The 25,011-nt window shown below is 40.6% G+C and carries 22 protein-coding genes and 1 other annotated feature; of the genes, 13 read left to right on the top strand and 9 right to left on the bottom strand.

The window, feature by feature from the left end; genetic code table 11:
• Nucleotides 1-37: 37 nt before the first annotated feature.
• Nucleotides 38-1,300: a peptidoglycan DD-metalloendopeptidase family protein gene (locus NSQ25_RS16175; RefSeq protein ID WP_326135846.1), complete on the top strand. Its 1,263-nt coding sequence runs from the start codon at nucleotides 38-40 to the stop codon at nucleotides 1,298-1,300.
• Nucleotides 1,301-1,349: 49 nt separating this feature from the next.
• Here the strand turns inward: NSQ25_RS16175 and NSQ25_RS16170 are convergent, their stop codons facing one another.
• The gene (locus NSQ25_RS16170) at nucleotides 1,350-2,090 is read right to left on the bottom strand and encodes a sulfite exporter TauE/SafE family protein (protein WP_024423598.1); all 741 of its coding nucleotides are present in this window, start codon (nucleotides 2,088-2,090) and stop codon (nucleotides 1,350-1,352) included.
• A 153-nt stretch (nucleotides 2,091-2,243) separates the two neighbouring features.
• Between NSQ25_RS16170 and NSQ25_RS16165 the strand changes: the two genes are divergently transcribed.
• The 3 genes from NSQ25_RS16165 (at nucleotide 2,244) to NSQ25_RS16155 (ending at nucleotide 5,646) form a co-directional block, all read left to right on the top strand.
• The gene (locus NSQ25_RS16165) at nucleotides 2,244-3,692 is read left to right on the top strand and encodes a S41 family peptidase (RefSeq protein WP_034281075.1); all 1,449 of its coding nucleotides are present in this window, start codon (nucleotides 2,244-2,246) and stop codon (nucleotides 3,690-3,692) included.
• Between the two features lie 344 nt (nucleotides 3,693-4,036).
• The gene (locus tag NSQ25_RS16160) at nucleotides 4,037-4,390 is read left to right on the top strand and encodes a swarming motility protein SwrAA (RefSeq protein ID WP_007500014.1); all 354 of its coding nucleotides are present in this window, start codon (nucleotides 4,037-4,039) and stop codon (nucleotides 4,388-4,390) included.
• Between the two features lie 68 nt (nucleotides 4,391-4,458).
• Nucleotides 4,459-5,646, top strand: coding sequence for a PDZ domain-containing protein (locus tag NSQ25_RS16155; protein ID WP_024426241.1), 1,188 nt, complete (start codon nucleotides 4,459-4,461; stop codon nucleotides 5,644-5,646).
• Between the two features lie 9 nt (nucleotides 5,647-5,655).
• Here NSQ25_RS16155 and NSQ25_RS16150 read toward each other — a convergent pair whose 3' ends face one another.
• Nucleotides 5,656-6,021 (bottom strand): winged helix-turn-helix transcriptional regulator, encoded by a 366-nt coding sequence (locus NSQ25_RS16150; RefSeq protein WP_046313076.1) that lies wholly within the window; start codon nucleotides 6,019-6,021, stop codon nucleotides 5,656-5,658.
• A 227-nt stretch (nucleotides 6,022-6,248) separates the two neighbouring features.
• Between NSQ25_RS16150 and NSQ25_RS16145 the strand changes: the two genes are divergently transcribed.
• Entirely contained in the window at nucleotides 6,249-6,923 is a 675-nt protein-coding gene (locus NSQ25_RS16145; RefSeq protein ID WP_034281073.1) for an NAD(P)H-dependent oxidoreductase, read from the top strand.
• A gap of 89 nt (nucleotides 6,924-7,012) precedes the next feature.
• Nucleotides 7,013-7,238, top strand: a binding site (T-box leader).
• A gap of 75 nt (nucleotides 7,239-7,313) precedes the next feature.
• Nucleotides 7,314-8,663 (top strand): amino acid permease, encoded by a 1,350-nt coding sequence (locus NSQ25_RS16140; protein ID WP_034281072.1) that lies wholly within the window; start codon nucleotides 7,314-7,316, stop codon nucleotides 8,661-8,663.
• A 193-nt stretch (nucleotides 8,664-8,856) separates the two neighbouring features.
• Here NSQ25_RS16140 and NSQ25_RS16135 read toward each other — a convergent pair whose 3' ends face one another.
• The 6 genes from NSQ25_RS16135 to NSQ25_RS16110 all read right to left on the bottom strand — a co-directional run bounded on the left by NSQ25_RS16135 (nucleotide 8,857) and on the right by NSQ25_RS16110 (nucleotide 16,778).
• The gene (locus tag NSQ25_RS16135) at nucleotides 8,857-10,272 is read right to left on the bottom strand and encodes a HAMP domain-containing sensor histidine kinase (protein WP_098677683.1); all 1,416 of its coding nucleotides are present in this window, start codon (nucleotides 10,270-10,272) and stop codon (nucleotides 8,857-8,859) included.
• Complete coding sequence (locus tag NSQ25_RS16130) at nucleotides 10,269-10,955, bottom strand: response regulator transcription factor (RefSeq protein WP_101676518.1); 687 nt, start codon at nucleotides 10,953-10,955, stop codon at nucleotides 10,269-10,271. Before NSQ25_RS16130 ends, NSQ25_RS16135 begins: the two co-directional genes overlap by 4 nt.
• Nucleotides 10,952-11,935 carry a YncE family protein gene (locus NSQ25_RS16125; protein WP_326135845.1) on the bottom strand — a complete coding sequence of 328 codons (984 nt, stop codon included), beginning with the start codon at nucleotides 11,933-11,935 and terminating at the stop codon, nucleotides 10,952-10,954. Before NSQ25_RS16125 ends, NSQ25_RS16130 begins: the two co-directional genes overlap by 4 nt.
• A gap of 273 nt (nucleotides 11,936-12,208) precedes the next feature.
• Nucleotides 12,209-13,543, bottom strand: coding sequence for an MFS transporter (locus tag NSQ25_RS16120; RefSeq protein WP_070326070.1), 1,335 nt, complete (start codon nucleotides 13,541-13,543; stop codon nucleotides 12,209-12,211).
• A 40-nt stretch (nucleotides 13,544-13,583) separates the two neighbouring features.
• Entirely contained in the window at nucleotides 13,584-14,156 is a 573-nt protein-coding gene (locus NSQ25_RS16115) for a TetR/AcrR family transcriptional regulator (protein ID WP_070326069.1), read from the bottom strand.
• A 90-nt stretch (nucleotides 14,157-14,246) separates the two neighbouring features.
• Nucleotides 14,247-16,778, bottom strand: coding sequence for a PEP/pyruvate-binding domain-containing protein (locus NSQ25_RS16110; RefSeq protein WP_326135844.1), 2,532 nt, complete (start codon nucleotides 16,776-16,778; stop codon nucleotides 14,247-14,249).
• Nucleotides 16,779-17,059: 281 nt separating this feature from the next.
• On the opposite strand from NSQ25_RS16110, the gene NSQ25_RS16105 reads away from it, so the two are divergent.
• The 3 genes from NSQ25_RS16105 to uvrA all read left to right on the top strand — a co-directional run bounded on the left by NSQ25_RS16105 (nucleotide 17,060) and on the right by uvrA (nucleotide 22,468).
• Nucleotides 17,060-17,305 carry a CsbA family protein gene (locus NSQ25_RS16105; RefSeq protein ID WP_034281059.1) on the top strand — a complete coding sequence of 82 codons (246 nt, stop codon included), beginning with the start codon at nucleotides 17,060-17,062 and terminating at the stop codon, nucleotides 17,303-17,305.
• A 293-nt stretch (nucleotides 17,306-17,598) separates the two neighbouring features.
• Nucleotides 17,599-19,584 carry an excinuclease ABC subunit UvrB gene (gene uvrB, locus NSQ25_RS16100; protein ID WP_024423583.1) on the top strand — a complete coding sequence of 662 codons (1,986 nt, stop codon included), beginning with the start codon at nucleotides 17,599-17,601 and terminating at the stop codon, nucleotides 19,582-19,584.
• Between the two features lie 7 nt (nucleotides 19,585-19,591).
• The gene (gene uvrA / locus NSQ25_RS16095; RefSeq protein WP_025093988.1) at nucleotides 19,592-22,468 is read left to right on the top strand and encodes an excinuclease ABC subunit UvrA; all 2,877 of its coding nucleotides are present in this window, start codon (nucleotides 19,592-19,594) and stop codon (nucleotides 22,466-22,468) included.
• A gap of 30 nt (nucleotides 22,469-22,498) precedes the next feature.
• On the opposite strand, the gene NSQ25_RS16090 is transcribed toward uvrA, so the two are convergent.
• Nucleotides 22,499-22,729, bottom strand: a complete 231-nt coding sequence (locus tag NSQ25_RS16090; RefSeq protein ID WP_034281058.1) for a hypothetical protein — start codon at nucleotides 22,727-22,729, stop codon at nucleotides 22,499-22,501.
• A gap of 197 nt (nucleotides 22,730-22,926) precedes the next feature.
• Here NSQ25_RS16090 and NSQ25_RS16085 point away from each other — a divergent pair, with 197 nt between their 5' ends.
• Genes NSQ25_RS16085 through NSQ25_RS16070 form a run of 4 tightly spaced genes read left to right on the top strand, consistent with a single transcriptional unit; the run spans nucleotide 22,927 to nucleotide 24,953 of the window.
• Nucleotides 22,927-23,262, top strand: a complete 336-nt coding sequence (locus tag NSQ25_RS16085; protein WP_024427655.1) for a hypothetical protein — start codon at nucleotides 22,927-22,929, stop codon at nucleotides 23,260-23,262.
• Nucleotides 23,263-23,273: 11 nt separating this feature from the next.
• Nucleotides 23,274-24,365, top strand: a complete 1,092-nt coding sequence (locus NSQ25_RS16080; RefSeq protein ID WP_070326065.1) for a DUF4097 domain-containing protein — start codon at nucleotides 23,274-23,276, stop codon at nucleotides 24,363-24,365.
• Nucleotides 24,366-24,371: 6 nt separating this feature from the next.
• Complete coding sequence (locus NSQ25_RS16075; RefSeq protein ID WP_024423578.1) at nucleotides 24,372-24,566, top strand: PspC domain-containing protein; 195 nt, start codon at nucleotides 24,372-24,374, stop codon at nucleotides 24,564-24,566.
• Entirely contained in the window at nucleotides 24,567-24,953 is a 387-nt protein-coding gene (locus NSQ25_RS16070; protein WP_024423577.1) for a phage holin family protein, read from the top strand.
• Nucleotides 24,954-25,011 lie beyond the last annotated feature (58 nt).

Here is a 25,011-nt window from a genome sequence, read left to right as displayed (position 1 = left end):
TTCATGTCGACAGTTGTCATGGGAGGGGAATATCGTTTTGAAAAGAAAGCTGATGATGGCTGGAATGGCAGCGTTTATTGGAACAACGTGGCTATACATTCCAGGGAACGAGAATCGTGCATTCGCATACGAAGACCTAGATCAAAAACGTCAACAAATCGAAGAGAAAACATCGAAGACTGAATCAAGCTTGAAGAAGAAGCAGTCAGAGCTGGCAAAGCTTGAAAAGAAAGAATCAAAGCTCAAGAAAGAAATTGAACAAATTGACCAAAAGGTAAGTACTGCAACTGAAAAAGTCGCTGAAAAAGAGAAAGAAGTTAAAAAAACGAAGCAAGAAATCAAGAAGCTAAAAAAAGACATTCAAGTCATCAATGAGCGAATTGAAAAAAGAAAAGCCATTTTCAAAGACCGAATTCGTTCAATGCAAAAAAGCGGCGGTACGATCAACTATTTAGATGTGCTGCTAGGTGCTCGCAGCTTTAGTGATTTTGTCGGTCGTGTTGGGGCTGTCACAACGATTGTCGAAGCAGACAAAGACATGATTACAGAACATGAAAATGATTTAAAGCTGGTGGAGCAAAAAGAAGCAGAGCTAAATAATCAGCTAAGCGGACTTGAAACATCTCTGAAAGAGCTAGAAGCACTGAAAAAAGATTTATCTAAGAAGCACAAAGAAAAAGAACACATTTTAGGTGATGTGACAGATAAAAAAAATCATGCGCATGATGAACTAGGCAAGCTTGAGAATGAACAAGAAATCCTAGCGAATCAAAAAGCGGCTGTGAAATCTGAGGAAGCACACCGACAAAAGGAAGAAGCGAAGAAAGCAAAACAAGCAGCTGAAAAAAATGCACCTGCACCTCACAGCGGCGGCTCAGATCAAGTATCTGATACACCAGCAAGCAGCTCTGGCTTTATTAAACCAGCTGCAGGGCGTTTCTCATCTGGCTTTGGCGGACGTTCTGGCGGAAACCACTTCGGATTAGATATTGCAGCAAAAGGCACAGTTCCTGTCTATGCAGCAGCATCTGGAACAGTCACGAACTCCAGCTACTCATCGAGCTACGGAAATGTTGTGTTCATTACGCACAATATCAATGGACAGACATATCAAACTGTATACGCCCACCTGTCTACAAGAAGTGTGTCAACAGGACAGAGAGTCGAACAAGGACAATTCCTTGGATATATGGGAAATACCGGCCAATCGCATGGTCAGCATCTTCACTTTGAAATTCATAAAGGATTATGGAATGGCGCAAAATCAAATGCAGTCAATCCAGCGCAATATATCCGCTAATCAAAAAGCCGATAACATGATGTTATCGGCTTTTTTGACCTAGATAGAATTAAAATAAAAGCAGTAATCCAGCAATAATAGGTGTTAACAGAACAGCTGATTTCAATAAGAGCTTAGGTGCAAGGCGTGTGAATTTCGCGCCGATAAATGCGCCTAATACGGTGCCAATTAATATTTGGATCAGCAGGATAAAATCAACATAGCCCTCTGAAATATATCCAATTCCACCGCCGATGGAAATCGGAATAATGACAAGCATGGTCGTGCCAACGGCTTGCCTTATCGACAGCTTCAGTAAAATCAAAAGTCCTACTTGAATGAATGGTGCAGACCCGATACCAAACATGCCTGACAGCATCCCAGACACAAGGCCTAAAATAATGCCTCTTGTCATCAGCTGACGAGAAGAAAGCGGCTGCTGCTCAGCCTCTTCATTAAGAACAAATAGTTTGATCATCATAAAAACAGCGGATAAAAAAAGCATCCCTGCTGTTAAATAGTGCAGACTCTCTTCTGGAATAAAAGGAGCAACCTTAGCCCCAGCAAAAGAAGCGATACAAGCAAGTGCCCCGACAATCAAACCAGATTTCAGCTGAATGTTCCCTTCCCGGTAGTGGCTGTATGCACCTGATAGTGTCGTAAATGCCATAGCGGCTAATGACGTCCCGAGTGCGGTATGAATAGGGATATCAAAAATTAATGTAAGCAATGCGATGACAAATCCTGCCCCGCCTGCTCCTACAAAACCTAATAAAATTCCTAATAAAAGCATCGTCAAGATAATATACATAGCGAAGACTCCTTCTCAATCATAACAAAATAAAAATTACACCTAATAAAATGATTCGTCAAGCCTTCACGGGAGAATGTCTTTACATGAAATCCCTTCTTCTGGCATATAATAACTCAGGTCATCAGGAAGAGTTGAAGAAGGAGGCCAAATATGAAAAAACAAATCGCATCTATTATGGCAAGTGTCGTTCTCTTAATAAGTGCAGGTGTGATGACGCATAAAGAGGGAACTCATGCGGAGTCACCGCAAGCAGCAGCTGCAATGGCTGGACAAGCTCAATCAAGTGATAAGGCAAAAGAGAATGGGATGGAAAAGATCGAGAAAGCCTATGACCTTATTTCAAATGAATATGTAGAGGAAGTGGATCGGCAAAAGCTGCTTGAAGGCGCGATCCAAGGAATGCTTTCGACGTTAAACGATCCGTATTCAGTATACATGGACAAGCAAACCGCAAAGCAATTTTCTGATTCGCTTGATTCTTCCTTTGAGGGAATTGGGGCAGAAGTGGGGATGGATGAAGGAAAGATCATTATCGTCTCCGCCTTTAAAAAATCCCCTGCGGCAAAAGCAGGTCTAAAGCCGAAAGATGAAGTCATCAGCATAGACGGTGAGCCGATGAAAGAAAAAAGCTTAAACGATGCTGTACTGAAAATAAGAGGAAAAAAAGGAACGTCTGTCGCCTTAACAATCAAACGAAACGGGATTGAAAAAGAGCTAACGTTCCATATCAAACGAGAAGAAATCCCGCTTGAAACAGTGACTTCCTCTGTAAAAGAGGTAAATGGTCATAAAACAGGCTATATTGCGATCTCCAGCTTCTCTGAAGATACGGCGAAGGATTTCACTTCAAGCTTGAAACAGCTCGAGAAAAAGGGCATAGAAGGCCTTGTACTGGATGTGAGAGGAAACCCTGGCGGCTATCTGCAAAGTGTGGAAGATATTTTGAAGCATTTTATTACGAAGGATCAGCCTTATATTCAAATCGCAGAACGGAATGGCGACCGGAAACGATATTTTTCAAAACTGAAAGAAAAAAAGCCTTACCCAGTCAATGTCTTAATTGATAAAGGCAGTGCTTCCGCTTCGGAAATACTTGCTGGAGCCATGAAAGAAGCTGGAAAGTATGAAGTCGTCGGTGATGTCTCCTTTGGAAAAGGAACTGTGCAGCAGGCGGTTCCGATGGGAGATGGAAGTAATATTAAATTAACGCTGTATAAATGGCTCACGCCAAAAGGCAATTGGATTCACAAAAAAGGCGTCGTACCGACAATTGCGATTCATCAGCCGGATTACTTTACCGCAGGTCCGCTTCAGCTAAAAGAACCGCTTCAGCGTGATATGAACAATGAAGAAGTGAGACAAGCGCAGACGCTGTTAAAGGGATTGTCATTTGACCCTGGCAGAGTAGATGGATACTTTGATGAAGAAACGAAAAAGGCCGTACTTGCCTTCCAAAGCACATACAATCTCGATAAATCAGGTGTCATTGATTTGAAAACAGCGGAAATGATGAACAAAATGGTGGATGAAGTGAAATCATACGAAAAAAATGACCTTCAATTACAGACTGCACTAAAAGCACTATATCTTAAAAAATAAAGAGGCGAATAATAGCCTCTTTTTTTTGGTTCATAAGTGTCATGAACATGTAATAATTTATGATTAAAAATAAATTATATCGAGAAATATATTCATTTATTTTACAAAAAACATAACATTCCTTCAATTTTACCCGATAACATATGTATATAAGAGACTTTCTGTTGATTTAAACATGTCATGAAAATGAAACTTTTGAAAGTTGTATGTTACATAAATAATTCTTACAATAAAAAGTAGCACTCATTTTAAATATTTTATTTTTTGCGGATATTCAGCTTGAGCATGAAGCTGTACCGAGGTTTGCGCTTTTCTTAAAAGAACTAGTAAATGGGGGTACACAATTGAAAAGGGCAAGTATTGTGAGAGAGAAAAAATATTACGAGTTGGTAGAGGAACTTAAGAGTCGTACGAAAGATGTGACGTTTTCCGCTACAAAGGCATTAAGTCTGCTCATGCTGTTAAGCAGGTACTTGGTCAATTACACAACGGTAGAATCAGTCGACGAAATCGATGAAGACTGTGCTGAGATATACTTCAATTATTTAATGGATAATCATAAGAGACTTGGTATAAACTTAACCGACATCAAGAGGTCGATGCAGCTGCTCGGCGGCATACTAGATGTAGATGTCAATCACTACTTAAAAGATTTTTCACTGTCGAATGTCACACTTTGGATGAATCAGGAGAAATAAACCTGATGTCAAGCATCGATTTATTTGATAGAATAAGAGAAAATGCTTGACTTGGGCGGTGAACGATAATGAGCTCGGAGTGGATGGGAGCTGGATTAAAAGCGGTCGGTCTGTTTTTAATCCATCCTCTTTTTTATTTCATGATATTAATCAGCCTATTGCATGGCTACATCCGCGTAAAGCGGGAGAGAAAAGCGTTTCAAACAAGAATAGAAGATGTATACGATGAACTTAAATTTACATATTCAAAGGGATGGATTCTAGGGATTTGCCTATCCGTTATTTCAGTAGGCTTAGGGATTGCCCTCCCCCCTGGATTCATCGTGCTGATTGCAGCGATGACCATCGTTTTCTCTTTATTCTTTAAGGCGAGTGCGCTTTCGTCTGCATACACACTCGGTTTCAGTTTTATTGCGGCACTTGGACTGATGCATTTCCAAGTGAGTCATTCTTGGCTGCCGCAGCTCTCAATGATGAATGCATCAGCCGTTGTCATTCTGCTAGGACTTCTATTAATGACGGAGGGGATTCTAGCCTATCGAACGGCGCATTTACGTACATCGCCTGCTATGGTGATGAGTGCGAGAGGACTTTTAATTGGTCAGCAGCGGGCAAACCGTCTGTGGCTTTTACCGCTTGTTTTGCTGATGCCGGCAGGTGAATTCACTTCTTCTCTGCCATGGTGGCCGGTGCTTCAAGTACATGATCAAAGCTTTTCATTTATTTTGATTCCATATATCATCGGATTCGGTCAGAGAATTCAAGGCTCACTGCCAATTGTTAGTATTCAAATTACAGCGCGGCGTATTCTCATGCTCGGACTCGCTGTCGCCTTATTAGGTGCTGCAAGTATTTGGTTTGAACCGATTGCTTGGGGAGCTGTATTGATTGCGGTGATAGGAAGAGCCTTTCTCTCATGGAAACAGAGGGTCAATGACAATGCTGCTCCGTTCTACTTCTCTAAGCGTAATCAAGGGCTGATGGTGCTGGGGATTATTCCAAATACACCAGCGGCTGATTTAAAGCTTGAGATCGGAGAAGTCATCACAAAAGTGAATGGAATTGAAGTCAAAACCGTTTCGGAATTTTATGAAGCCCTTCAAACCAATCGTGCTCTAACAAAGCTCGAGATCATTGGCTTAAATGGTCAGACAAGATTTGAGAAACGTGCTTCTTACGAAGGGGAGCATCATCAGCTTGGCATCCTGTTTGTAAAGGATGATCCACAGCAAGAGCCAACGGCAATTTCATCTTAAAAAAAGCTGCTAGAGATGGCAGCTTTTTTCTTTTGGGCGCGCTTCTCTCCCATAGGATTCGCCCCATTCACGCATGGCGAAGATGATAGGCTTTAATGTATTTCCGAGAGAAGTGAGTGAATATTCGACACGAGGGGGGACCTCCTCATAGACTTCTCTATGAACAATGCCGTCTTGTTCAAGCTCACGCAATTGCAGTGTGAGGACACGCTGAGAAATTCTTGGCAGCAGCCGGCGCAATTCATTGTAGCGTTTTGGTCCGCAAGTCAAATGATAAAGGATGACTCCTTTCCATTTCCCTCCGATGACACTTGTCGTCACTGAAACGGGACAGCCATGATTGACAATACTGACTGGATTGGATGGTGCACTCATCTTAACACTCCTTTCTAAGACAAATTTGGTGATACACGAACAAGATGGTACCTAACGAACAAAAATGTGCGTACTTGAATCACTCGAAGCTTTTCTTATACCATAGGGATATCACATCACACATTCGGGCTGTTGTTTTTTTATCATAACAATTTCTATATGGGAATGGAAAGAAATTGGATTGATGAAACTAACGCCCTAATTGGTTAATAGAAAGGATGAATACAATGCAAGACAAAGAGCAATTAAAAAAAGAAATCATTGAGGCGTATGAGTTCCGCCATGCGACAAAAGAGTTTGATCCAACGAAAAAAATATCAGAGGATGATTTTGCATTTATTTTAGAAACAGGAAGACTTTCCCCAAGCTCTGTAGGATTTGAGCCTTGGAAGTTCCTCGTTGTTCAAAATGAAGCATTTAGAGAAAAATTAAAAGAGTATACATGGGGAGCGCAAAAGCAGCTTCCTACTGCCAGCCATTTTGTGATCATCTTGGCAAGAACAGACGCCCGTTATGATTCAGCATATGCAGAATACATCAACAAGCAAATCAAAGGAATGTCAGACGAAACGTTCGAGATGGTGAAGGGACGCTACCAAGAATTCCAAGAGAATGATCTTCATTTGTTAGAAAATGAACGTACGCTCTTTGACTGGGCTTCAAAACAAACGTATATTGCCCTTGGAAACATGATGACAGCTGCTGCACAAATTGGTATTGATTCATGCCCGGTCGAGGGATTCAGCTACGATGAGATTCATCGCATTCTAGATGAAGAAGGGCTGCTTGAGGATGGTCAGTATGATATTTCTGTCATGGCAGCCTTTGGTTATCGTGTCACCGAGCCAAAGCGCGGCAAAACGCGCCGTCCGATGGATGAAGTAGCTGTTTGGATTCGTTAAAAGAGAATGTCTGAAAAAGGATGTTGACAATTGCGTGGTTAGTCAGTATATTTAAAAAATAAAATCTTTGATGAATATACAAATTGACTATAAACGCTTTGACTTGAGAATAGTAGATGAACATCCGTTTTTTTAAGAGAGCTGCGGGTTGGTGCAACGCAGTAAAACGAATCATTGAACTCGCTCAAAGAGCGGTAAGACTGAATGAATAGTAAGTCTTTACGTGTGACCTCCGTTAACGGGTTTTAAGTTGGATTCAGCTATGGCTGAATCAATTAGAGTGGTAACGCGGTTGCAAGGTCAGTCGTCTCTTCAAGGAGATGACTGGCCTTTTTATATGTTTTTATCCTATATTTGTCTGAAGATTCAAATTTAAAGGAGCTATAGAAAATGGAAAAGGAACATGTGCAGTTAAAACGAACAATGACGTCAAGGCATATTATGATGCTCGCACTTGGTGGTGCAATAGGTGCTGGTCTGTTTAAAGGAAGCAGCTCTGCTATTGATATCGCAGGTCCTGCTGTCATTTTGGCATATATGATTGGTGGTCTTATTTTATTATTTATTATGCAAGGACTTGCCGAAATGACAGTTGCACGACCTGGCGCAAGAACATTCCGTGATTTAATTGAACCGGTGTTAGGGAAATATCCGGCTTATTTCTTAGACTGGATATACTGGAAAATGTGGGTGCTGAACATTGCAGCAGAAGCAATCGTATCTGCGATCTTTATTCAGTACTGGTTCCCACAGGTGCCGATTTGGATACTTGTGTTAATCATTTCACTTGTTGTGACATTGATCAATGTTTGTTCTGTTAAAATGTTTGCTGAGACGGAGTACTGGTTAGCTTCTATTAAAATTGCTGTCATTATTTTATTTATTATCATTGGGTTAACCATGCTGTTTGTCTCATTTGGTCAGCATGCTGCACCGGGATTATCCAACTTAACCGACCACGGAGGATTTTTCCCGAATGGAACAGGCGGCTTAATTGCGGCCATGCTTGTGGTGGTGTATTCATATGGCGGGACTGAAATGATCGGGGTCACATTAGCAGAAACAAAAAACCCTGAAAAAGTCATCCCAAAGGCCATTCAAAGTACATTTGTACGAATCATCGGTTTCTATGTACTGCCGTTCTTCATCATCGTCAGCTTGATTCCCTGGAATCAAGTAAACAATGAGCAAGTGAGTCCATTCGTCACCGTGTTTGCAACGATTGGCGTGCCATACGCAAGTGACATCATGAACGGTATCATTTTATTAGCGATCTTGTCTTCTATGAACTCTGGGCTGTACGCATCCTCAAGGGTACTTTATACGCAAGCGATGGATGGGCGTGTATGGAAGGGCTTCTCAAAGCTATCAAAACAGCAGGTGCCTGTCAGAGCGATCCTAGTGTGTACATCTACATTGTATGCCGCTGTGTTGATTTCTCTTTTTGTAGGAAGTCAAACCTTTAATTATTTAATGGGATCTTTAAGCTATACGGTCTTATTCATTTGGTTTATTATTGCTGTCGGGCATTTGAAATCTCGAAGTGTAGCAGAACCAGGAGGATATCGTGTGAAGCTGTATCCTTTCACAACATGGTTTTCTGTGATTGCGATCATTGCCATTTTCATCGGCGTTGTGTCAACAACTCCAATTGTCCAAACGATGGTCACAATGGGCATTTATCTGATTATTACTCTTTCTTTCTTCATCAACAGAAAGCGGTTTGAAACAGCTGTTTGATTTAAAAGCGTGCAGGACGTTCTCAAGAAGGTCTTGCACGCTTTTTTTGTGATAGTATTTCGTGAATGAAGCATTCAGCTCTCCCTTTTGAAAAATAGAATATGTTATGAAAAAGGGATTAAAAATAGTGGTTGTTAAGAAGACTGTTCAAATGTAGACAGCTGATTCTCATAGATAGTCTTCATCTCATTTGTTATTTGGTTGGCACGTCTTCAGTGAAAGGAGTATTTGGCAGCTGAATGATGGCTGTCGTACCAATGCCAGGCTCAGATTGAATGTCGAATGTTCCATGATGTTTTTTGATGATTTGATAGACAACGGCTAGTCCAAGGCCAGAGCCGCCATCCTTTCTTGTTCGTGCTTTATTTACACGATAAAATCGCTCAGAAACATGTGGAAGATCTTCTTTTGGAATACCGCTGCCTTCGTCGGTCACTTTCAATTCAGCAACACCTTGGTGAACTTGTAATTCAATCGATATTGATTTCCCAGATGGCGTGTAATGAATGGCATTGTCCAGTAAATTACGTATCACTTGTTGGAGACGGTCGCTATCACCATAAACAATACAATCCTCTTCTAGCGTTCGTTTGAAAATAATGCTTTTTTTGTCAGCGATGAATGCCATTTGATCAAGAACATCGTGGATGAGCTGTGCAAAGACGACTGGCTCCATCGTAAGTGGATAAGAGTCACCTTCTAACTGTGCAAGATCTAAAAGGTCGTGCACAAGCCGGCTTAAACGTGTGGCCTCATCTTGGATGATTTGCATCCCCTTTTTTTGATCAATGACCCCTTCTTCAATTCCTTCTGCATAGCCTTTCATATAACTTAAAGGCGTTCTAAGTTCGTGAGAGACATTCGCAAGAAATTCCCTGCGGTGCTGCTCAACTTTTTCGAGGGTTGAAGACAGTTTATTAAAGGAGCGGCTAAGCTGGTTTAACTCGTCTCCTTTTTTAGTTACGGCCATTCGTTTTGAGAAATCGCCAGATTCCATTTCCATTGCAATTTTTTTCATTTTATTTATTGTCTGTACAATGTGATTGGAGCTCTTATATCCGATTAAAAATATCAGGAGCAGAATCAATGAGATGGATATACCCAGCGTCAATCTAATTTGGACAAAGGGTTCATATACATCTGATAATGGCATGGAGAGGAAAATAGTTCCCGATAGATCATCATTGCTTGAGAAAACAGGGATGGCGATGCCAAGAATATCTTGGTGAAACTGTGGGTGTTCTCTAATTAACACGACGGTTTCACCTTGAAGGAGCTTTTGGCGTTCCTTGAACGTAATGAGATTATCATTTGTGTTCGTATCAAAAGGAAGACCACTTGAAAGCTCCATTGGATCATCTGTAAAAATAACGTTCGCCTGACTTGAGTCATTTGCCCATTTCATTCTGTCGGTAAAATACTTGTCTTTCCCGTGTGTGTGATAGATTTCTGCAAGCTTCTTACCTTGCAAACTTAAGGAATCAATCTGTTTATCAATATATAAGTGCTGGTATAAGTAAAAGGTAAGGGCAAGCGCTGAGGCTGCAACGATTCCGATCACTGCAAGAATTAAGAAGAGTACTTTCTTTTTAATCGATAATGGCTTCATTCTTCCTCCTCAAACTTATAGCCGACACCCCAAACGGTTTTAATATATCGTTCTGCTTCCTTTAACTTTAGTCGCAGCGTTTTGATATGTGTATCGACTGTTCTTAAAGAGCCGCTCATTGAATGTGATTCCCACAATTTTTGATAAAGGTGTTCTCGTGAAAACACTTGTCCTTGGTTGAGCAAAAGAAACATGAGTAAATCAAATTCTCTTCTTGTTAAATTAACGGGCTGTTGATGGAGGTAAACTTGTCTGCCATCTTGATCAATCTCCATGTCACCAATCTGTATTCGGTTGCGCTTTAGCGAAAGACCTCTAATTCGTCTCAGGGTTGTTTCAATTCTTGCTGCAAGCTCACGCAGACTGAAAGGCTTCATGATGTAGTCATCCGCTCCAATTTCAAGTCCTCTAATACGGTCCTCTTCATAACTCCTCGCTGTTAAAAATAAAATCGGTATTTGAGATGTTTGTCGAATACGCTGACAGACTTCAAATCCATCCATGTCAGGCATCATGATATCTAATACAACAAGATCAACAGATTCCTTTTCAAGCTGATGCAAGGCATCTTTTCCATTATTCGCAGTGATAATGTGAAAGCCATGTCTCTTTAAAAAAGATCCGATTAACTCAAGCATATCAAGCTCATCATCTACGATTAAAATACGCATTTGTTCCTTCATTTCTTTTCCTCCAACACGATAGCGTAAGGTCCTGATGGGACATTCAGTTGATTTTTCATGATAAATGAGTGTTTATCGATGATGGATACTGAATTGTCATCCAAGTTACTCACATAAATTGATGACGTATCAGCAGTGATATAATTCGGATTTTGACCAGTTTCAACAGAAGCAAGCTGTTTATTTGTTTTGGTATCTACTTTGTATAGCGTATGATCTCCATGACATAGTACATATAAAGTAGAAGAATTTTTCTCTGGAAAAAATGCAACAGGCATAACGCCTAGCTTTATTTCTCGCTGTTTCTTGCCTGTTTTAGGGTCATAAGCAAAAATACTCTTATTTAAGGTGCCTTGTTTACCATGACCGCCGATCCAAATGGACTGTCCATCAAAATGAATCCCAGAAGGCCGTTCAAGTACAGAAAACGTACGTATATTTTTTTCCTTTTCAATATCTATGACGGAGACAGTATGACTTTCTGCATTTAAAACAAATAAAATACCTGACGAAGAAAGAGTCATAGAAGAAGGTGATTTTCCAGTTTTTACAGTCGATTTTATTTTTTTGCGCTCCGTATCAATAAAATAAACGACATTTTTCTGTGAGTTGGCAGCGATTAATGTATGAGAAGCTGCATCATATGTAAGGGAAGTCAGTCCTTTATCCACATTCATATAATCTGCTGCTGTCCCGTGTTTTAGATTAATTTCGATAAGGGATTCTCCCTCTTTACTAGTAGCGATGATGACGTCTTTATTGATTTGAATAAGATCAGTGAGTGGGTGTTTTAAATCCACAGAAGAGAGCATTTTATTTTTTTGTATATCAACTATTGAAAAGGAGGCTTTTTTTAATTGAGAGATGACAGCGATGGATTGAGAGCTGCCTGGCGGCGTAAATTGCTGTTCTTTTCCACAGCCTGTAACGAATAAAAGTAGAGCTGATAAACAGATCAAAACATATTTCACACGTACCATTCTTCCGCTCCTTTGCGTTCTCTATTTTCAAAATCATACCACAAAAATTGTGAAAAAAAATTGAAGTTATCTATGCTGAAAGAATGAAAAAAAGCTTTTAGGTAAGTGAGGGAGACCATTTGTACCTGAAGTTCCTTTTTTGTCTGGATCATATGCCATTTTTTCTTTCTTAAAAGATGATTTTCAGGATTTGATGGATGCACTCGCTATAGTTTACAGTGATACAAATGACGAAAACTCCCCGCTCTAAAGAAACATAGAGCAAGGGAGTCATTAGGCGGAATGTTCGGATGATGGGGAGGTGGATTTGGTTCTTACACGTTGAGATAAAAAGAAACCAAGAATGCCTGCACCCATTAATACAATAAATAAAGATTGAAAACCACTCATGATCCCAATCAATGTAGACGAAATGATACTGCCAAAATATCGAAAGGTAGAGAAAATACCAGATGCTGAACCAGATAAGCTTTGATCAACAGACGTTAAAGAAGCCATCTGCATACTGGTCATCCCAATACCTGATGAAATTCCACCTGCGACAAGTGTCACGATAAGCAGAGGTAAGGTAGGGTACTGACTCAGTGTGATTAACATGATGCCTGATAAAGTGAGGCAGAGAAATGAAAAGCGAATCATTTTTTTCGCGCCTTTTTTCGGATGGAGTCTTGCCCCTAACAAGCCGCTAATAGACATGCAAAGAGAAAATACTGATAGAATAATACCGCTTTGTGTATGAGAAAGTGCAAGTTGTTGCTCCATAAACAGCGGCATAATTAGAAGAATGGCATACATCACAAAATTACTCAGCATGATCGACAGGTTTGCATTTGTAAATGAACTGTTTTTAAAAAGCGACAAATCGATGATCGGATTCTTTACTTTTCGTACATGTTTAAAGAATAAAGGAATGACGATCAACGCTAGAATTCCATAAATCAAGTATTCATTTAGCAATTGGCTTTTAGTGCATAGAATGAGTGTGGCAATCCCGATGGTTAAGTATATTGAACCAGTGATGTCTACACTTGCTTGTAAGCGTGTATGCTTTGTTTTCGGAATGAGTAATACGCCGGTAACAAGTGTAAGGAACAAGAATGGGATATTGACAAAGAATATAGAGTGCCAATCAAAACTCTGAATAAGAATCGAACCAATAAAAGGTCCAAGTGCGGCACCAATACCGGCTCCAAATCCAAAATAACCCATTGTTTTAGAAAGTTTTTCGGGGGATACTGTTGCACGAATCAATGCAATGCTATTCGGTGTTAAAATAGCACCGCCAGCTGCTTGAATGGAACGAAAAGTGATGAGAAAAGCTAGATTAGGAGCTAAAGCACATCCAATTGAGCCAATTAAAAAGAGCATGACCCCAATTAAATACATTCGCCTGTGTCCGTATATATCTCCTAACTTACCAGCGATAGGTTGAGTGACTGCCATGACAATAAGATAAATTGTGACAACCCAAGTGATGTTTGCAAGAGATTGATCATAATAAGTTGATATGGATGATAGAGCGACAGCGATCATCGTTGAATTGACGGGAACTAGTATAGCTCCAAGCAACAAAGAATAGATGACGAAACTCTCTTTTTTTAACCTCAATGTGTATACCACCTTTTGTAAAAAAGAAGAATTCCACCCTTTAAGCGGGAGAAATTCCTCTCATGAAAATGTGTGTGCATATTTCAATAAAATCTTCTTTTTGTGTGAGAACGAGTTGAAAATCTTGCTCTAGCTGCTGAATGAAAAATCCGAAATACGTACTAATGAAGATGTCTGCATAAATGTCTTCATTTCCTTTTAATACATGATGCTGGGCACCCATCTTTTTGAAATATTGTATGAGCATTTCTCTCAGTTCTTGAGGGTAAATCTTTTCATGACTGGTTAAATCCTTAAACATAGCCGGTTCTCGCATGCTGATATAAATAAATTCTTTTTTGGAAGTCAAATCTTCAAGGAAATAGGTACCGAGAAACTTCAAATCGGTGTATAGATCGCCTTTGAATTCTGCTTCTAGGATTTTTGTCGGTGTTGATTTCATTTTCATAATGGCAGCAATGACGCCGCGTTTGTTTTTAAAGTTGCGAAAAATAGTTGCTTCACTTACATTCGCTTTTGTCGCTATTTCTTTGGTTGTTGTTTTTTGATAGCCCTTTTCAGTTAATAAATCCATTGTTGCGCGAATGATTCGTTGATTTGTAGATTTTAACAAGCATACTCACCTCAGGTTATGAATGTGTTTGCAACAAAGTAAGTATACCGATAAAACCTATGACCGCCAATATCATCCAAAATGATAAGTTTATACACGCGAATGCTGCTTTAAAATCTGAATGCGTCCATTGCTGCCATCTACTGTCACAAGGTCACCGGATTGAAGTGTTTCAGTTGCTATTCTTGTACCTAAGACAGCTGGCATCATATACTCTCTTGCGATAATAGCTGAATGAGATAAAATGCCTCCAGCATCGGTGATGACTGCTTTTGCATCTCTAAATAAGCTCGTCCATAAAGGTGTGGTCGTTTTACAAACTAAAATATCATCCTTTTGAAATTGTGAGAATTCGTCAGCACATGTAATGACTTTTACTCTTCCAGAAACAATACCGCTGGATGCGCCAATTCCATGGATCACATCGTGTGTGTTGTTTTCATTTTCTCTTAATGAACCAAGCATTCTTTCTACTTGCTGCAGTTCAGCTTCAGTTGGTGTGCCAATGTAAGCCGGTGGTTGAATGTCTTCATTTTCCTTCATTTCTATCTTTCTTTGCTGGATAACCGAATTAAATGAGATAGACGTTGTGAGCGCTTTTTGTACCTCTTCATCGTAGAGATACCAAAGATCTTCTTGATGAGGAATGGCTCCTTTTTGTACAAGAAGTTCACCAATTTTTAATAGATATACCCGGGCCTTTGCATCTAACATGGCATCAATGTAGAAGTGGTGGTCATCTCGGATATTCGCTGCTTGAAGGGCAAATTGATACAGCGTCTCAAATTTTGTTTTAAACGATTCATCCTTCACTTGATTCATAAAATGTTTATACGTCTCTTGTCTTTTGATAACTGCTTTTGCAAATTCTTCATCAAAATCACAATGGCAATGGATATTATTTCTGATGATATCTAATATAAACTCTGGGTTTTCTGCCCAAGTCTCATCTGTAAGGTCATGACTTTTAATAGATCGCCAGCCGTAAACTTGGAGAAAACCCTCCAATTTCGAAATGAAATGCCTTCCTTTTTCCGAGTGATTGAGCGCATGTAACAGCTCCGAGTTCTTTTCATGATGAATAAATGCTTGGTGAAGTTCTGGATCTTGAAGGACATCCTTTGCGATATCAGATAGCACCTTGTCTGTTTCAAGAGATTTGTTCATCACACCTATCATCATTTCATGAAGCAAGACGACTTGGGTTTGGTCACCAGTATACGTGACAAGCATGTCTTCAATGATGGCTGATAGAATGACTTGTGGTATGACGATATCAAAATGATCATCATATGCTTGGATATAAAAATCCTTTAATTCTTCAAAGCCAATGATGGCTTTTTCAATGGTCATAGGTTCATTCATTTGGCGATCGAGTTTTTCGTAAAATGGAAAGAAATTTTTCTCTAGAATCTCATACATCCGTTCACTTAAATGTGGAAATAACTCAAATATACTTTCATCAAAAACGGGAGCAGCTCCCTCTTCCGCTTGTGGCAGATCCGGTGCTGAGTATAGGTGGCCTCTGTAAAGCTTAATATCTTTGATGTTCATATCAGGTACTTGATACTTTTCTCCATTTTTCTTCATCCCGCTTTTTAAGGCTGGTATGATCAGACTTGAGAAAAGAGGGCTCGTTGGACCAGGCATATGATCATCCATTGAAATCCAGAAATCCTGAAGCTCTTCTGGTTTCATTTGAAAAGAAGCACCTGCTGTTTCATTTACTGCTTTTGGAAGAGCTGTAGTAATCGGCCTTGCTTGAAGTAAATAAAACAACCCACCTGCAATTCCGAATTCGATATCGACTCCATGTCCGTAAAGTTCTTCTACTTGTTTCGTGATTTGTGTGATTTCTTTCAATTGATCATCGTTCAGGCAAAACTGGCCAGCCATTTCCTCCGATACTGGCTCCTCGATGACACCCTCTTGGAAAGGAACAATTTGCAGCTCTTTCGCCCCAAGTGTTTTTTCAATCGAAAAGTTCTCTTTATCTACAATAAACGTGTCTGGTGTCACAAGACCGGAGACAATTGCTTCTCCCAATCCGTAGCTTGCGGTCAGCATCATTTCATTTGTTTTCCCCGATACGGGATTCTCACTAAAGATGACACCGGAGACGTCAGAATGGATCAATCCTTGAACGACAACGGCCATGAGCGGCATCTCTTCCTCGTTTTCATTCATCTCTTCCTTATATTCTGTGACCCTCGCTGCAAAATAAGAAGACCAGCATTCTTTGACTGCCTGTAAAAACTCTTCATTTGTTTTGATATTTAAATAGGTCTCGTACTGTCCTGCAAATGAGGCGCCTTCGAGATCTTCAGCAACAGAAGAGGATCTGACTGCAACTGAGGGGTAAGTCTTCCGCAAGGATTGAAAGGACGAAAGCAGCTCTGCTTCCATTTGTAAAGGAAACGATGCTTCTTTGATTTTTTGAGAAAGGTTTTGTTCTGCTGGCTGCAGATTGTGATATGAAAGAAAGCTTGCAAAGCTGTTGGTTTTGATAATAAATCCATCTGGGACTGGCAGGCCGTGATTGTTTAATTTGATTAAATTCAGGCCTTTTGCCCCTGCGAGTGATGCGGATTCTTCAGCCGCATGAAATAAAACTGAATACATGGGAATGCCCCCTTATCCAAATAGCCAATGGTTTGTATGTCTCTCTATTTTTCAAAATGATAGTGCGCACTATCATTTTAATCATAGAATTGATTGGATGTTATTGTCAAAGACGGAAAGACCTATCTTTACAAAGGGGACAATCTCACTAATTTCCTTCTTCTTCTACAACAAAAGTCTCCGAACATGAAGAAAAAAGGCGAAATTGAAAACTGTGAATTGTTCAATATGCCAATCTTTACTATAATCAAGGAAGTAGACCATGAAGAGGGAGGGTTTTTGTGATTACAAAAGCCATATTTGCACTAGTTTTTCCTTTCCTGCTCGTTATTTTATTTTCAAAGGTTACTTACAATCATTACGTGGGCATTGCGTTAACAGCAGCGCTTTTATTTGCTTCGTACATGAAGGGATATACAGAAACCTACTTTATTGTGGGATTAGATATTATTTCTTTAGTAGCTGGGGCTTTGTTTATGGCTAAGAAAGAAATCGAAAAAAGAGAGAAAGCTGAAAAAAATCAATGATGTCATCGCCATCAAGAGCATGATGGCTGAAAAATGACATGTTTTAAACAAGAGCTGTGCTTACGATTTCTAGTAAGCGCAGCTTTCTTTTTCTGCTCATCGAATATCTCACTCCAAAATGTTCCATACTGAAAGGAAGGTTTTCTTAAGAGGGTTATTTGCCATGGGAGAGAGGGTATGACTGTATTGGAAATAAAAATCAAGTAAGAGCCGAACTTTAGTTCGTATTTTTGTGTTCTTTTATGATAATATATTCATTAGATAGATTTCGTAAACGAAACGGAGGCTTTGATGTGAGTGACCGCTTTGAATTAGTTTCTAACTATCAGCCCCAAGGAGATCAGCCAAAGGCGATTGAAAAGCTTGTTGAGGGGATCCATCAGGGGAAACAGCATCAAACGCTGTTAGGTGCTACAGGTACGGGAAAGACCTTTACTGTCTCCAACCTGATCAAAGAAGTGAACAAACCGACACTTGTCATTGCGCATAATAAGACACTTGCCGGTCAGTTATACAGCGAATTCAAGGAATTTTTCCCTAATAACGCTGTTGAATATTTTGTGAGTTACTATGATTATTATCAGCCAGAGGCATATGTGCCTCAGACCGATACATTTATTGAGAAGGATGCCAGCATCAATGATGAGATTGATAAGCTGAGACACTCGGCTACGTCCTCGTTATTTGAGAGAAGAGATGTCATCATCATTGCCAGTGTGTCCTGTATTTATGGCTTAGGTTCGCCAGAGGAATACAGAGAGCTTGTGCTGTCTTTGCGTACTGAAATGGAGATTGAACGCAATCAGCTTCTTCGTAAGCTGGTGGATATTCAGTATTCTCGTAATGATATAGATTTTCAGCGCGGAACCTTCCGAGTTCGAGGAGACGTCGTTGAGATTTTTCCTGCTTCACGAGATGAGCATTGTATCAGAGTGGAGTTTTTCGGTGATGAAATTGAACGTATTCGTGAAGTGGATGCGCTGACTGGAGAAATACTTGGTGATCGTGATCATGTGGCGATTTTCCCAGCATCTCACTTCGTCACAAGAGAAGAAAAAATGGAAAAAGCCATTATCAATATTGAACAAGAGCTAGAAGAACAGCTTGAAAAGCTTCGTGAAAATGGAAAATTGCTTGAAGCGCAGCGCCTTGAGCAGCGGACAAGATATGACCTTGAGATGATGAGAGAGATGGGCTTTTGTTCAGGAATTGAGAACTATTCAAGACATCTGACCTTGCGTCCTCCTGGTTCAACACCTTACACACTGCTTGATTATTTCCCAGATGATTTTATGATTGTTGTCGATGAGTCGCATGTGACGATTCCGCAAATCCGCGCCATGTACAACGGTGACCAAGCTAGAAAGCAAGTGTTGGTTGATCACGGATTCCGCCTGCCATCAGCACTTGATAACAGACCGCTCACCTTTGATGAGTTTGAAAAGCATATCAATCATATTGTCCATGTATCAGCAACGCCTGGTCCGTATGAGCTTGAGAAAACACCAGAGGTTGTGGAACAAATTATCCGTCCAACAGGATTACTTGATCCAATTATTGAAGTTCGTCCGATTGAAGGACAAATTGATGACTTAATTGGAGAAATTCATGCACGAGTTGAGAAAAATGAGCGTGTGCTCGTGACCACACTGACGAAGAAAATGTCTGAGGATCTCACAGATTACTTAAAAGAAATCGGAATCAAGGTGAATTACCTGCATTCAGAGATTAAGACCCTTGAGCGGATTGAGATTATCCGTGATCTGCGTCTCGGTAAATATGATGTGCTTGTTGGAATCAACCTTCTTCGTGAAGGACTGGATATTCCAGAAGTGTCGCTTGTGGCCATTTTAGATGCGGATAAAGAAGGCTTTTTACGCTCTGAAAGATCCCTCATCCAGACGATTGGCCGTGCAGCGAGAAATGCAGAAGGCCGGGTCATTATGTATGCAGACAATATGACGAAATCGATGGACATTGCGATTCAAGAAACGAAGCGAAGACGAGAACAGCAAGAAGCATATAACGAGAAATTCGGGATTACACCGCAAACGATCCATAAGAAAATTCGAGATGTCATTAAGGCAACAAAGATACATGAGGATTCAGAAGAATACGAAACAAAAGCAGCACCAAAGCTGTCGAAAATGAGCAAAAAAGAACGAGAAAAAGTGATCGAAAAAGTCGAGATGGAAATGAAAGATGCAGCAAAAGCGCTTGATTTTGAAAAAGCAGCAGAATTAAGAGATCTATTGCTAGAGCTAAAAGCGGAAGGATGATTGCCTGATGGCTATGGAACGAATAGAGGTGAAAGGTGCTAGAGCCCACAACCTTAAAAATATTGATGTGAATATCCCGCGTGACCAGCTAGTGGTCATTACGGGATTATCTGGTTCAGGAAAATCGTCGCTTGCCTTTGATACGATTTATGCAGAAGGTCAGCGCAGGTACGTTGAATCTCTTTCAGCGTATGCACGCCAATTTCTTGGGCAGATGGATAAACCGGATGTAGATGCCATTGAAGGTCTTTCTCCGGCGATTAGTATTGACCAGAAAACGACGAGCCGAAACCCTAGATCAACAGTTGGTACTGTCACTGAAATTTATGATTACTTGCGTCTTTTGTATGCTCGAGTCGGAAAACCTATTTGTCCTATACATGGGATTGAAATTACGTCACAAACGATTGAGCAGATGACAGATCGTATTTTAGAGTATCCTGAAAGAACGAAATTACAAGTGCTTGCGCCAGTTGTATCCGGCCGCAAAGGAACACATGTGAAAGTGCTTGATCAAATTCGGAAGCAGGGCTATGTACGAGTGAGAGTCGATGGAGAGATGGAAGACCTTTCAGAAGATATCGAGCTTGAAAAGAACAAGAAGCATTCCATTGAAGTAGTCATTGATCGAATTGTCGTGAAGGAAGGCGTTGCTGCTCGGCTGTCTGACTCCCTTGAAACGGCTCTGCGGCTGGGCGAAGGCCGAGTGATGATTGATGTGATTGGACAAGAAGAGCTGTTATTCAGCGAACATCATGCTTGTCCGCATTGCGGGTTCTCTATTGGTGAGCTTGAGCCGAGAATGTTTTCATTTAATAGTCCTTTTGGTGCCTGCCCGAGCTGTGATGGGCTCGGTTCAAAACTGGAAGTCGACCCTGAGCTTGTCATTCCTAATAAGGATCTGACTTTACGGCAGCATGCCATTGCACCATGGGAGCCGCAAAGCTCGCAATACTATCCGCAGCTTCTTGAGGCTGTTTGTACACATTATGGCATCGACATGGACATTCCAGTGAAAGATATCCCATCGCATTTATTTGATAAAATTTTATATGGAAGCGGATCTGAACGGATTTATTTTAAATATGAAAATGATTTTGGTCAGGTACGTGAAAATGAAATTGAGTTTGAAGGCGTTCTTCGTAATATTGAACGGCGTTATAAGGAAACCAGCTCTGATTATATTCGTGAACAAATGGAAAAATATATGGCCAATCAGCCATGTCCGACATGTAAAGGATATCGTCTGAAAAAAGAAACGCTGGCGGTTCTCATCAATGGCAAGCATATCGGAGAAATCACCGATTTGTCTGTCTCTGATGCCCTTGATTTCTATGAAAAAATTGAGTTGTCTGAGAAAGATTTGCAGATTGCCCAGCTCATTTTACGTGAAATCAAAGAGCGTTTGTCCTTCTTAAATAATGTGGGATTAGATTATCTGAATTTGAGCCGGTCCGCTGGCACACTATCAGGCGGAGAGGCGCAGCGGATTCGCCTGGCGACTCAAATCGGGTCAAGGCTGACAGGTGTTCTTTATATATTAGATGAACCATCCATTGGTCTGCATCAGCGCGATAATGACCGGTTGATCGGGACGTTGAAAAACATGCGCGACATCGGGAACACACTAATTGTCGTGGAGCATGATGAAGATACTATGCTAGCCGCTGATTATTTAATAGATATTGGACCTGGAGCAGGAGTTCATGGGGGAGAAGTGATTTCAGCTGGAACGCCAGAAGAAGTCATGAAGGACCCGAAATCCTTAACAGGACAATATTTATCTGGTGAGAAATTTATCCCGCTGCCAATTGAGAGAAGAAAGCCTGACGGCCGCTATATTGAGATAAAAGGTGCAAAAGAAAACAACCTGAAAAACGTGAATGCGAAGTTTCCTCTTGGCGTTTTTACAGCTGTGACCGGAGTATCCGGCTCAGGGAAAAGTACGCTTGTGAATGAAATTCTATTAAAATCACTTTCGCAAAAATTGCACAGAGCGAAAGCGAAGCCAGGGCAGCACAAAGAAATTAAAGGAATGGATCATTTAGATAAGGTCATTGATATTGATCAATCTCCAATTGGCCGTACACCAAGATCCAACCCTGCCACGTATACAGGTGTCTTTGATGATGTGCGGGATGTGTTTGCACAAACCAACGAAGCAAAGGTACGAGGCTATAAAAAAGGCAGATTCAGCTTTAACGTCAAAGGCGGCCGCTGTGAGGCGTGCCGCGGGGATGGCATCATTAAAATTGAAATGCACTTTTTGCCAGATGTGTATGTGCCTTGTGAAGTGTGTCACGGGAAACGTTATAACCGCGAAACACTCGAGGTCACATATAAAGGAAAAAACATTGCTGATGTGCTTGAAATGACCGTGGAGGATGCACTCCAATTTTTCGAGAATATCCCGAAAATTAAGCGGAAGCTTCAAACGATTTATGATGTGGGGCTAGGATACATTACACTTGGACAGCCTGCAACGACATTGTCCGGAGGAGAGGCGCAGCGCGTGAAATTGGCATCTGAGCTTCACCGCCGTTCAAACGGAAGGTCTCTTTATATTTTGGACGAGCCGACAACAGGTTTGCATGTGGATGATATTGCCCGTTTATTAAAAGTGCTTCAGCGTTTGGTTGAAAATGGAGATACGGTGTTGGTCATTGAGCACAACCTTGATATTATCAAGGCTGCTGATTACCTTGTTGATCTCGGACCAGAAGGCGGTGCAGGCGGCGGAACGATCATTGCCTCTGGCACTCCTGAGCACATTGCAAAAGAAGAAGCATCTTACACAGGAAAATACTTGAAGCCTATTTTAGAGCGTGACCGTAAACGCATGAAACAACTGGTTAAAGAAACGGAAAGTGTAACTTCTTCATAAAGAAAACCCCTCGATAAGAGGGGTTTTCTTTTATTGCACATCTTCCTTCGGCATTAAATTACTGAGGTGCGTTAAATCCTTTAAAATATGGGTGCTGCTGCTGTCGAGCAGTACCTTTAAATAACGGATATCACCATACTTTGGATGAGACGGATGAATGGTCTCAAGCTCCTTGATCATATCGCTGTTCATGCTTTTTTGTTTCTGTATAAGGTCTAAAAGCGTTTGAGCCGTGTGGTTTGAATTATGATGATCTGTCAAAATAATTACCCCCTATAATGATAATCACCATCTTTTCAACATATTTTAAAGGGTAATCTGTGAAGAATCTACTCTTAGGTGCAAAAAGAAATAATTTGTGTCTAAGGTCATATGTAAATCGAATGATTTTGAAACTTTTTATACGCAATAAACGTATGAGTTAGAAAGGAATTTTCGTTATGAAGGAGCGAATATATATGAATAGAGATCAGTCGATTATTGCTTCTATTTGTTATTTTAGTGTATTGTTTATGCCGTTTATCGTACCGATCGTGGCGTTTTTTGTAGTAGATCAAAAGGAAACGAAGCGGCACGCATTGCGGGCATTATGGTCACATCTTTTGCCGGTCGCAGCGTGCATTCTGTTGATTTTTGGGTCTATCCCATTTTTATTGACGACCCAGGCAGGTGACTCGCTCATTCCAGTCATGACGGTGTTCATCTTGTCTTTTTTAGTAGTCATTGGCTTTTTGATCTCTGTCATTTGGAATATCATTCAAGGGATTAAAGTACTTCAATCCATCAAATCTTAGGGGGGCTTTGTATGAATGAAAAAGAACGAATTTTAAAATTAGTAGAAGACGGAGTATTATCAGCAAAAGAAGCAATTACGCTGCTGGAAAAACTAGAAGAAGGTCAGTCAGTCTCATTAGAAAAGTCTACGGCTGATCACAGCTTTCATGAAGAAAAAGCTGGAGCAGATAGCAAAGGAAATGGTACCGAAAATCTTGGTGCAAAGCTGTTTGGCTGGTTAGATTCTGCGGTGAAAAAGGTAAAAGACGTGGATCTTGATTTGAACTTTGGACAGTCAGTTGATGTTGAGCACATTTTTCAGTTCAAAGATGCATCGCTTTCTCATTTAGATATTCAATTGGCGAACGGCAGCCTCAACGTGATGCCTTGGGACGATCGAGATATTCGAGCAGAGTGTCATGCAAAGATTTACCGTGCAGAGGATGGGGAGCAGGCAAGACAGCAATTTCTCAATCAATTGGACTGCGGGCTTGAAGGAGATAAATTTTTTATTCGAACCGAAAAGAAGACGATGAAAGTCAATGTTACATTATACGTACCGCGTATCCAATACGATAAGATTAAGGTCAAGCTGTTTAATGGACCGATTCGCGGGGAAAAGCTAAAGACAAAAGAACTTGCCGCGAAAACGACAAATGGGGTTGTCTCTTTTGCTTCGTTACAAGCAGAAAAAGTCGGAATTGAAACAGCAAACGGACAAATCAAACTGGCAGATCATGAGTGTGGTATGATTGAAGTAGAAACCATCAATGGGCTCATAGACCTGCGCGGGAAAAGTGAATCAATTGATGCCCAAAGCTTTAATGGAAATATTGCTGTTCAGCTGTCAGATGAAAAGTGCCGTTCCATCTATGCGAAAACGACAACAGGCAGTGTGGACGTTCAAATCCCGCGTGCTTGTGCAGTGACCGCTGAGCTGAAAAGCAATCTCGGGTCTATCTCTCACGATTTACTTGATGCAGAGATGATTAAAGAGAAAAATGAAACATTACAAAAAGAGAAAATGATCAAAGCCAATCAACAAGCGGTGCACAGTATATCCATTTTTGCAGAAACAAAAACAGGCTCAATACAAGTAAAGCACCAATCAGACAAGGAGTGATTCTACATGAAGAAGCTTTATCGTTCAGCAACAGATAAAAAAATAGCGGGTGTTGTTGGTGGACTTGCGGAATATTTAAGTGTGGATGCATCCCTGCTTCGCATTTTAACCGTCATCATCGGATTTTTGACAGCATTTATGCCGATCTTCCTGATCTACTTCATCTGGTATTTTGTTGTTCCGGAAGAAGGCACTAAATAAATGCTTAGATGGATCGTCAGTATTTTAGTAAATGCATTACTTTTAATCGTCATTGCTGGATATTTTGATTCGGGCATTCTGCCTGGGCTCGGGAGCGTGTATATTGAAGGTTTTGGCGCAGCCATTGTGGCAAGTATCATTTTGTCTTTGCTCAATATTTTAGTGAAGCCGTTTTTGATCATTTTAACGCTTCCAGTGACCGTTCTTTCACTAGGATTGTTCTTATTTGTCATCAATGCGATTACACTCATGATGACATCGAGCTTTATGGGAGATAGCTTTAACATTGATGGATTCGGAACGGCCATTTGGATGGCTGTCATTTTATCCATTTTCCATCTGTTGATACAAAAAGGAATTGTAGAGCCGTTAGCGAAAAAAAGCTAACGGTTTTTTTGTGCAAATTTGCATCGTTTCTCCGTTCCATCTGACATAAAAACGACCT

Source organism: Bacillus sp. FSL R5-0512, from assembly GCF_038593295.1.
GTDB classification, from domain to species: domain Bacteria; phylum Bacillota; class Bacilli; order Bacillales; family Bacillaceae; genus Bacillus; species Bacillus safensis.
Note: the sequence above shows the minus strand (reverse complement) of the source record. Positions and strands in the feature narration are given on the sequence as shown.

What these genes read in the sequence shown, in the direction of transcription:
- NSQ25_RS16170 (WP_024423598.1), bottom strand. Translation starts at nt 2,090, where the DNA reads ATGTATATTATCTTGACGATGCTTTTATTAGGAATTTTATTAGGTTTT.
- NSQ25_RS16165 (WP_034281075.1), top strand. Translation starts at nt 2,244, where the DNA reads ATGAAAAAACAAATCGCATCTATTATGGCAAGTGTCGTTCTCTTAATA.
- NSQ25_RS16155 (WP_024426241.1), top strand. Translation starts at nt 4,459, where the DNA reads ATGAGCTCGGAGTGGATGGGAGCTGGATTAAAAGCGGTCGGTCTGTTT.
- NSQ25_RS16150 (WP_046313076.1), bottom strand. Translation starts at nt 6,021, where the DNA reads ATGAGTGCACCATCCAATCCAGTCAGTATTGTCAATCATGGCTGTCCC.
- NSQ25_RS16145 (WP_034281073.1), top strand. Translation starts at nt 6,249, where the DNA reads ATGCAAGACAAAGAGCAATTAAAAAAAGAAATCATTGAGGCGTATGAG.
- NSQ25_RS16140 (WP_034281072.1), top strand. Translation starts at nt 7,314, where the DNA reads ATGGAAAAGGAACATGTGCAGTTAAAACGAACAATGACGTCAAGGCAT.
- NSQ25_RS16135 (WP_098677683.1), bottom strand. Translation starts at nt 10,272, where the DNA reads ATGAAGCCATTATCGATTAAAAAGAAAGTACTCTTCTTAATTCTTGCA.
- NSQ25_RS16130 (WP_101676518.1), bottom strand. Translation starts at nt 10,955, where the DNA reads ATGAAGGAACAAATGCGTATTTTAATCGTAGATGATGAGCTTGATATG.
- NSQ25_RS16125 (WP_326135845.1), bottom strand. Translation starts at nt 11,935, where the DNA reads ATGGTACGTGTGAAATATGTTTTGATCTGTTTATCAGCTCTACTTTTA.
- NSQ25_RS16110 (WP_326135844.1), bottom strand. Translation starts at nt 16,778, where the DNA reads ATGTATTCAGTTTTATTTCATGCGGCTGAAGAATCCGCATCACTCGCA.
- uvrA (WP_025093988.1), top strand. Translation starts at nt 19,592, where the DNA reads ATGGCTATGGAACGAATAGAGGTGAAAGGTGCTAGAGCCCACAACCTT.
- NSQ25_RS16085 (WP_024427655.1), top strand. Translation starts at nt 22,927, where the DNA reads ATGAATAGAGATCAGTCGATTATTGCTTCTATTTGTTATTTTAGTGTA.
- NSQ25_RS16080 (WP_070326065.1), top strand. Translation starts at nt 23,274, where the DNA reads ATGAATGAAAAAGAACGAATTTTAAAATTAGTAGAAGACGGAGTATTA.
- NSQ25_RS16075 (WP_024423578.1), top strand. Translation starts at nt 24,372, where the DNA reads ATGAAGAAGCTTTATCGTTCAGCAACAGATAAAAAAATAGCGGGTGTT.
- NSQ25_RS16070 (WP_024423577.1), top strand. Translation starts at nt 24,567, where the DNA reads ATGCTTAGATGGATCGTCAGTATTTTAGTAAATGCATTACTTTTAATC.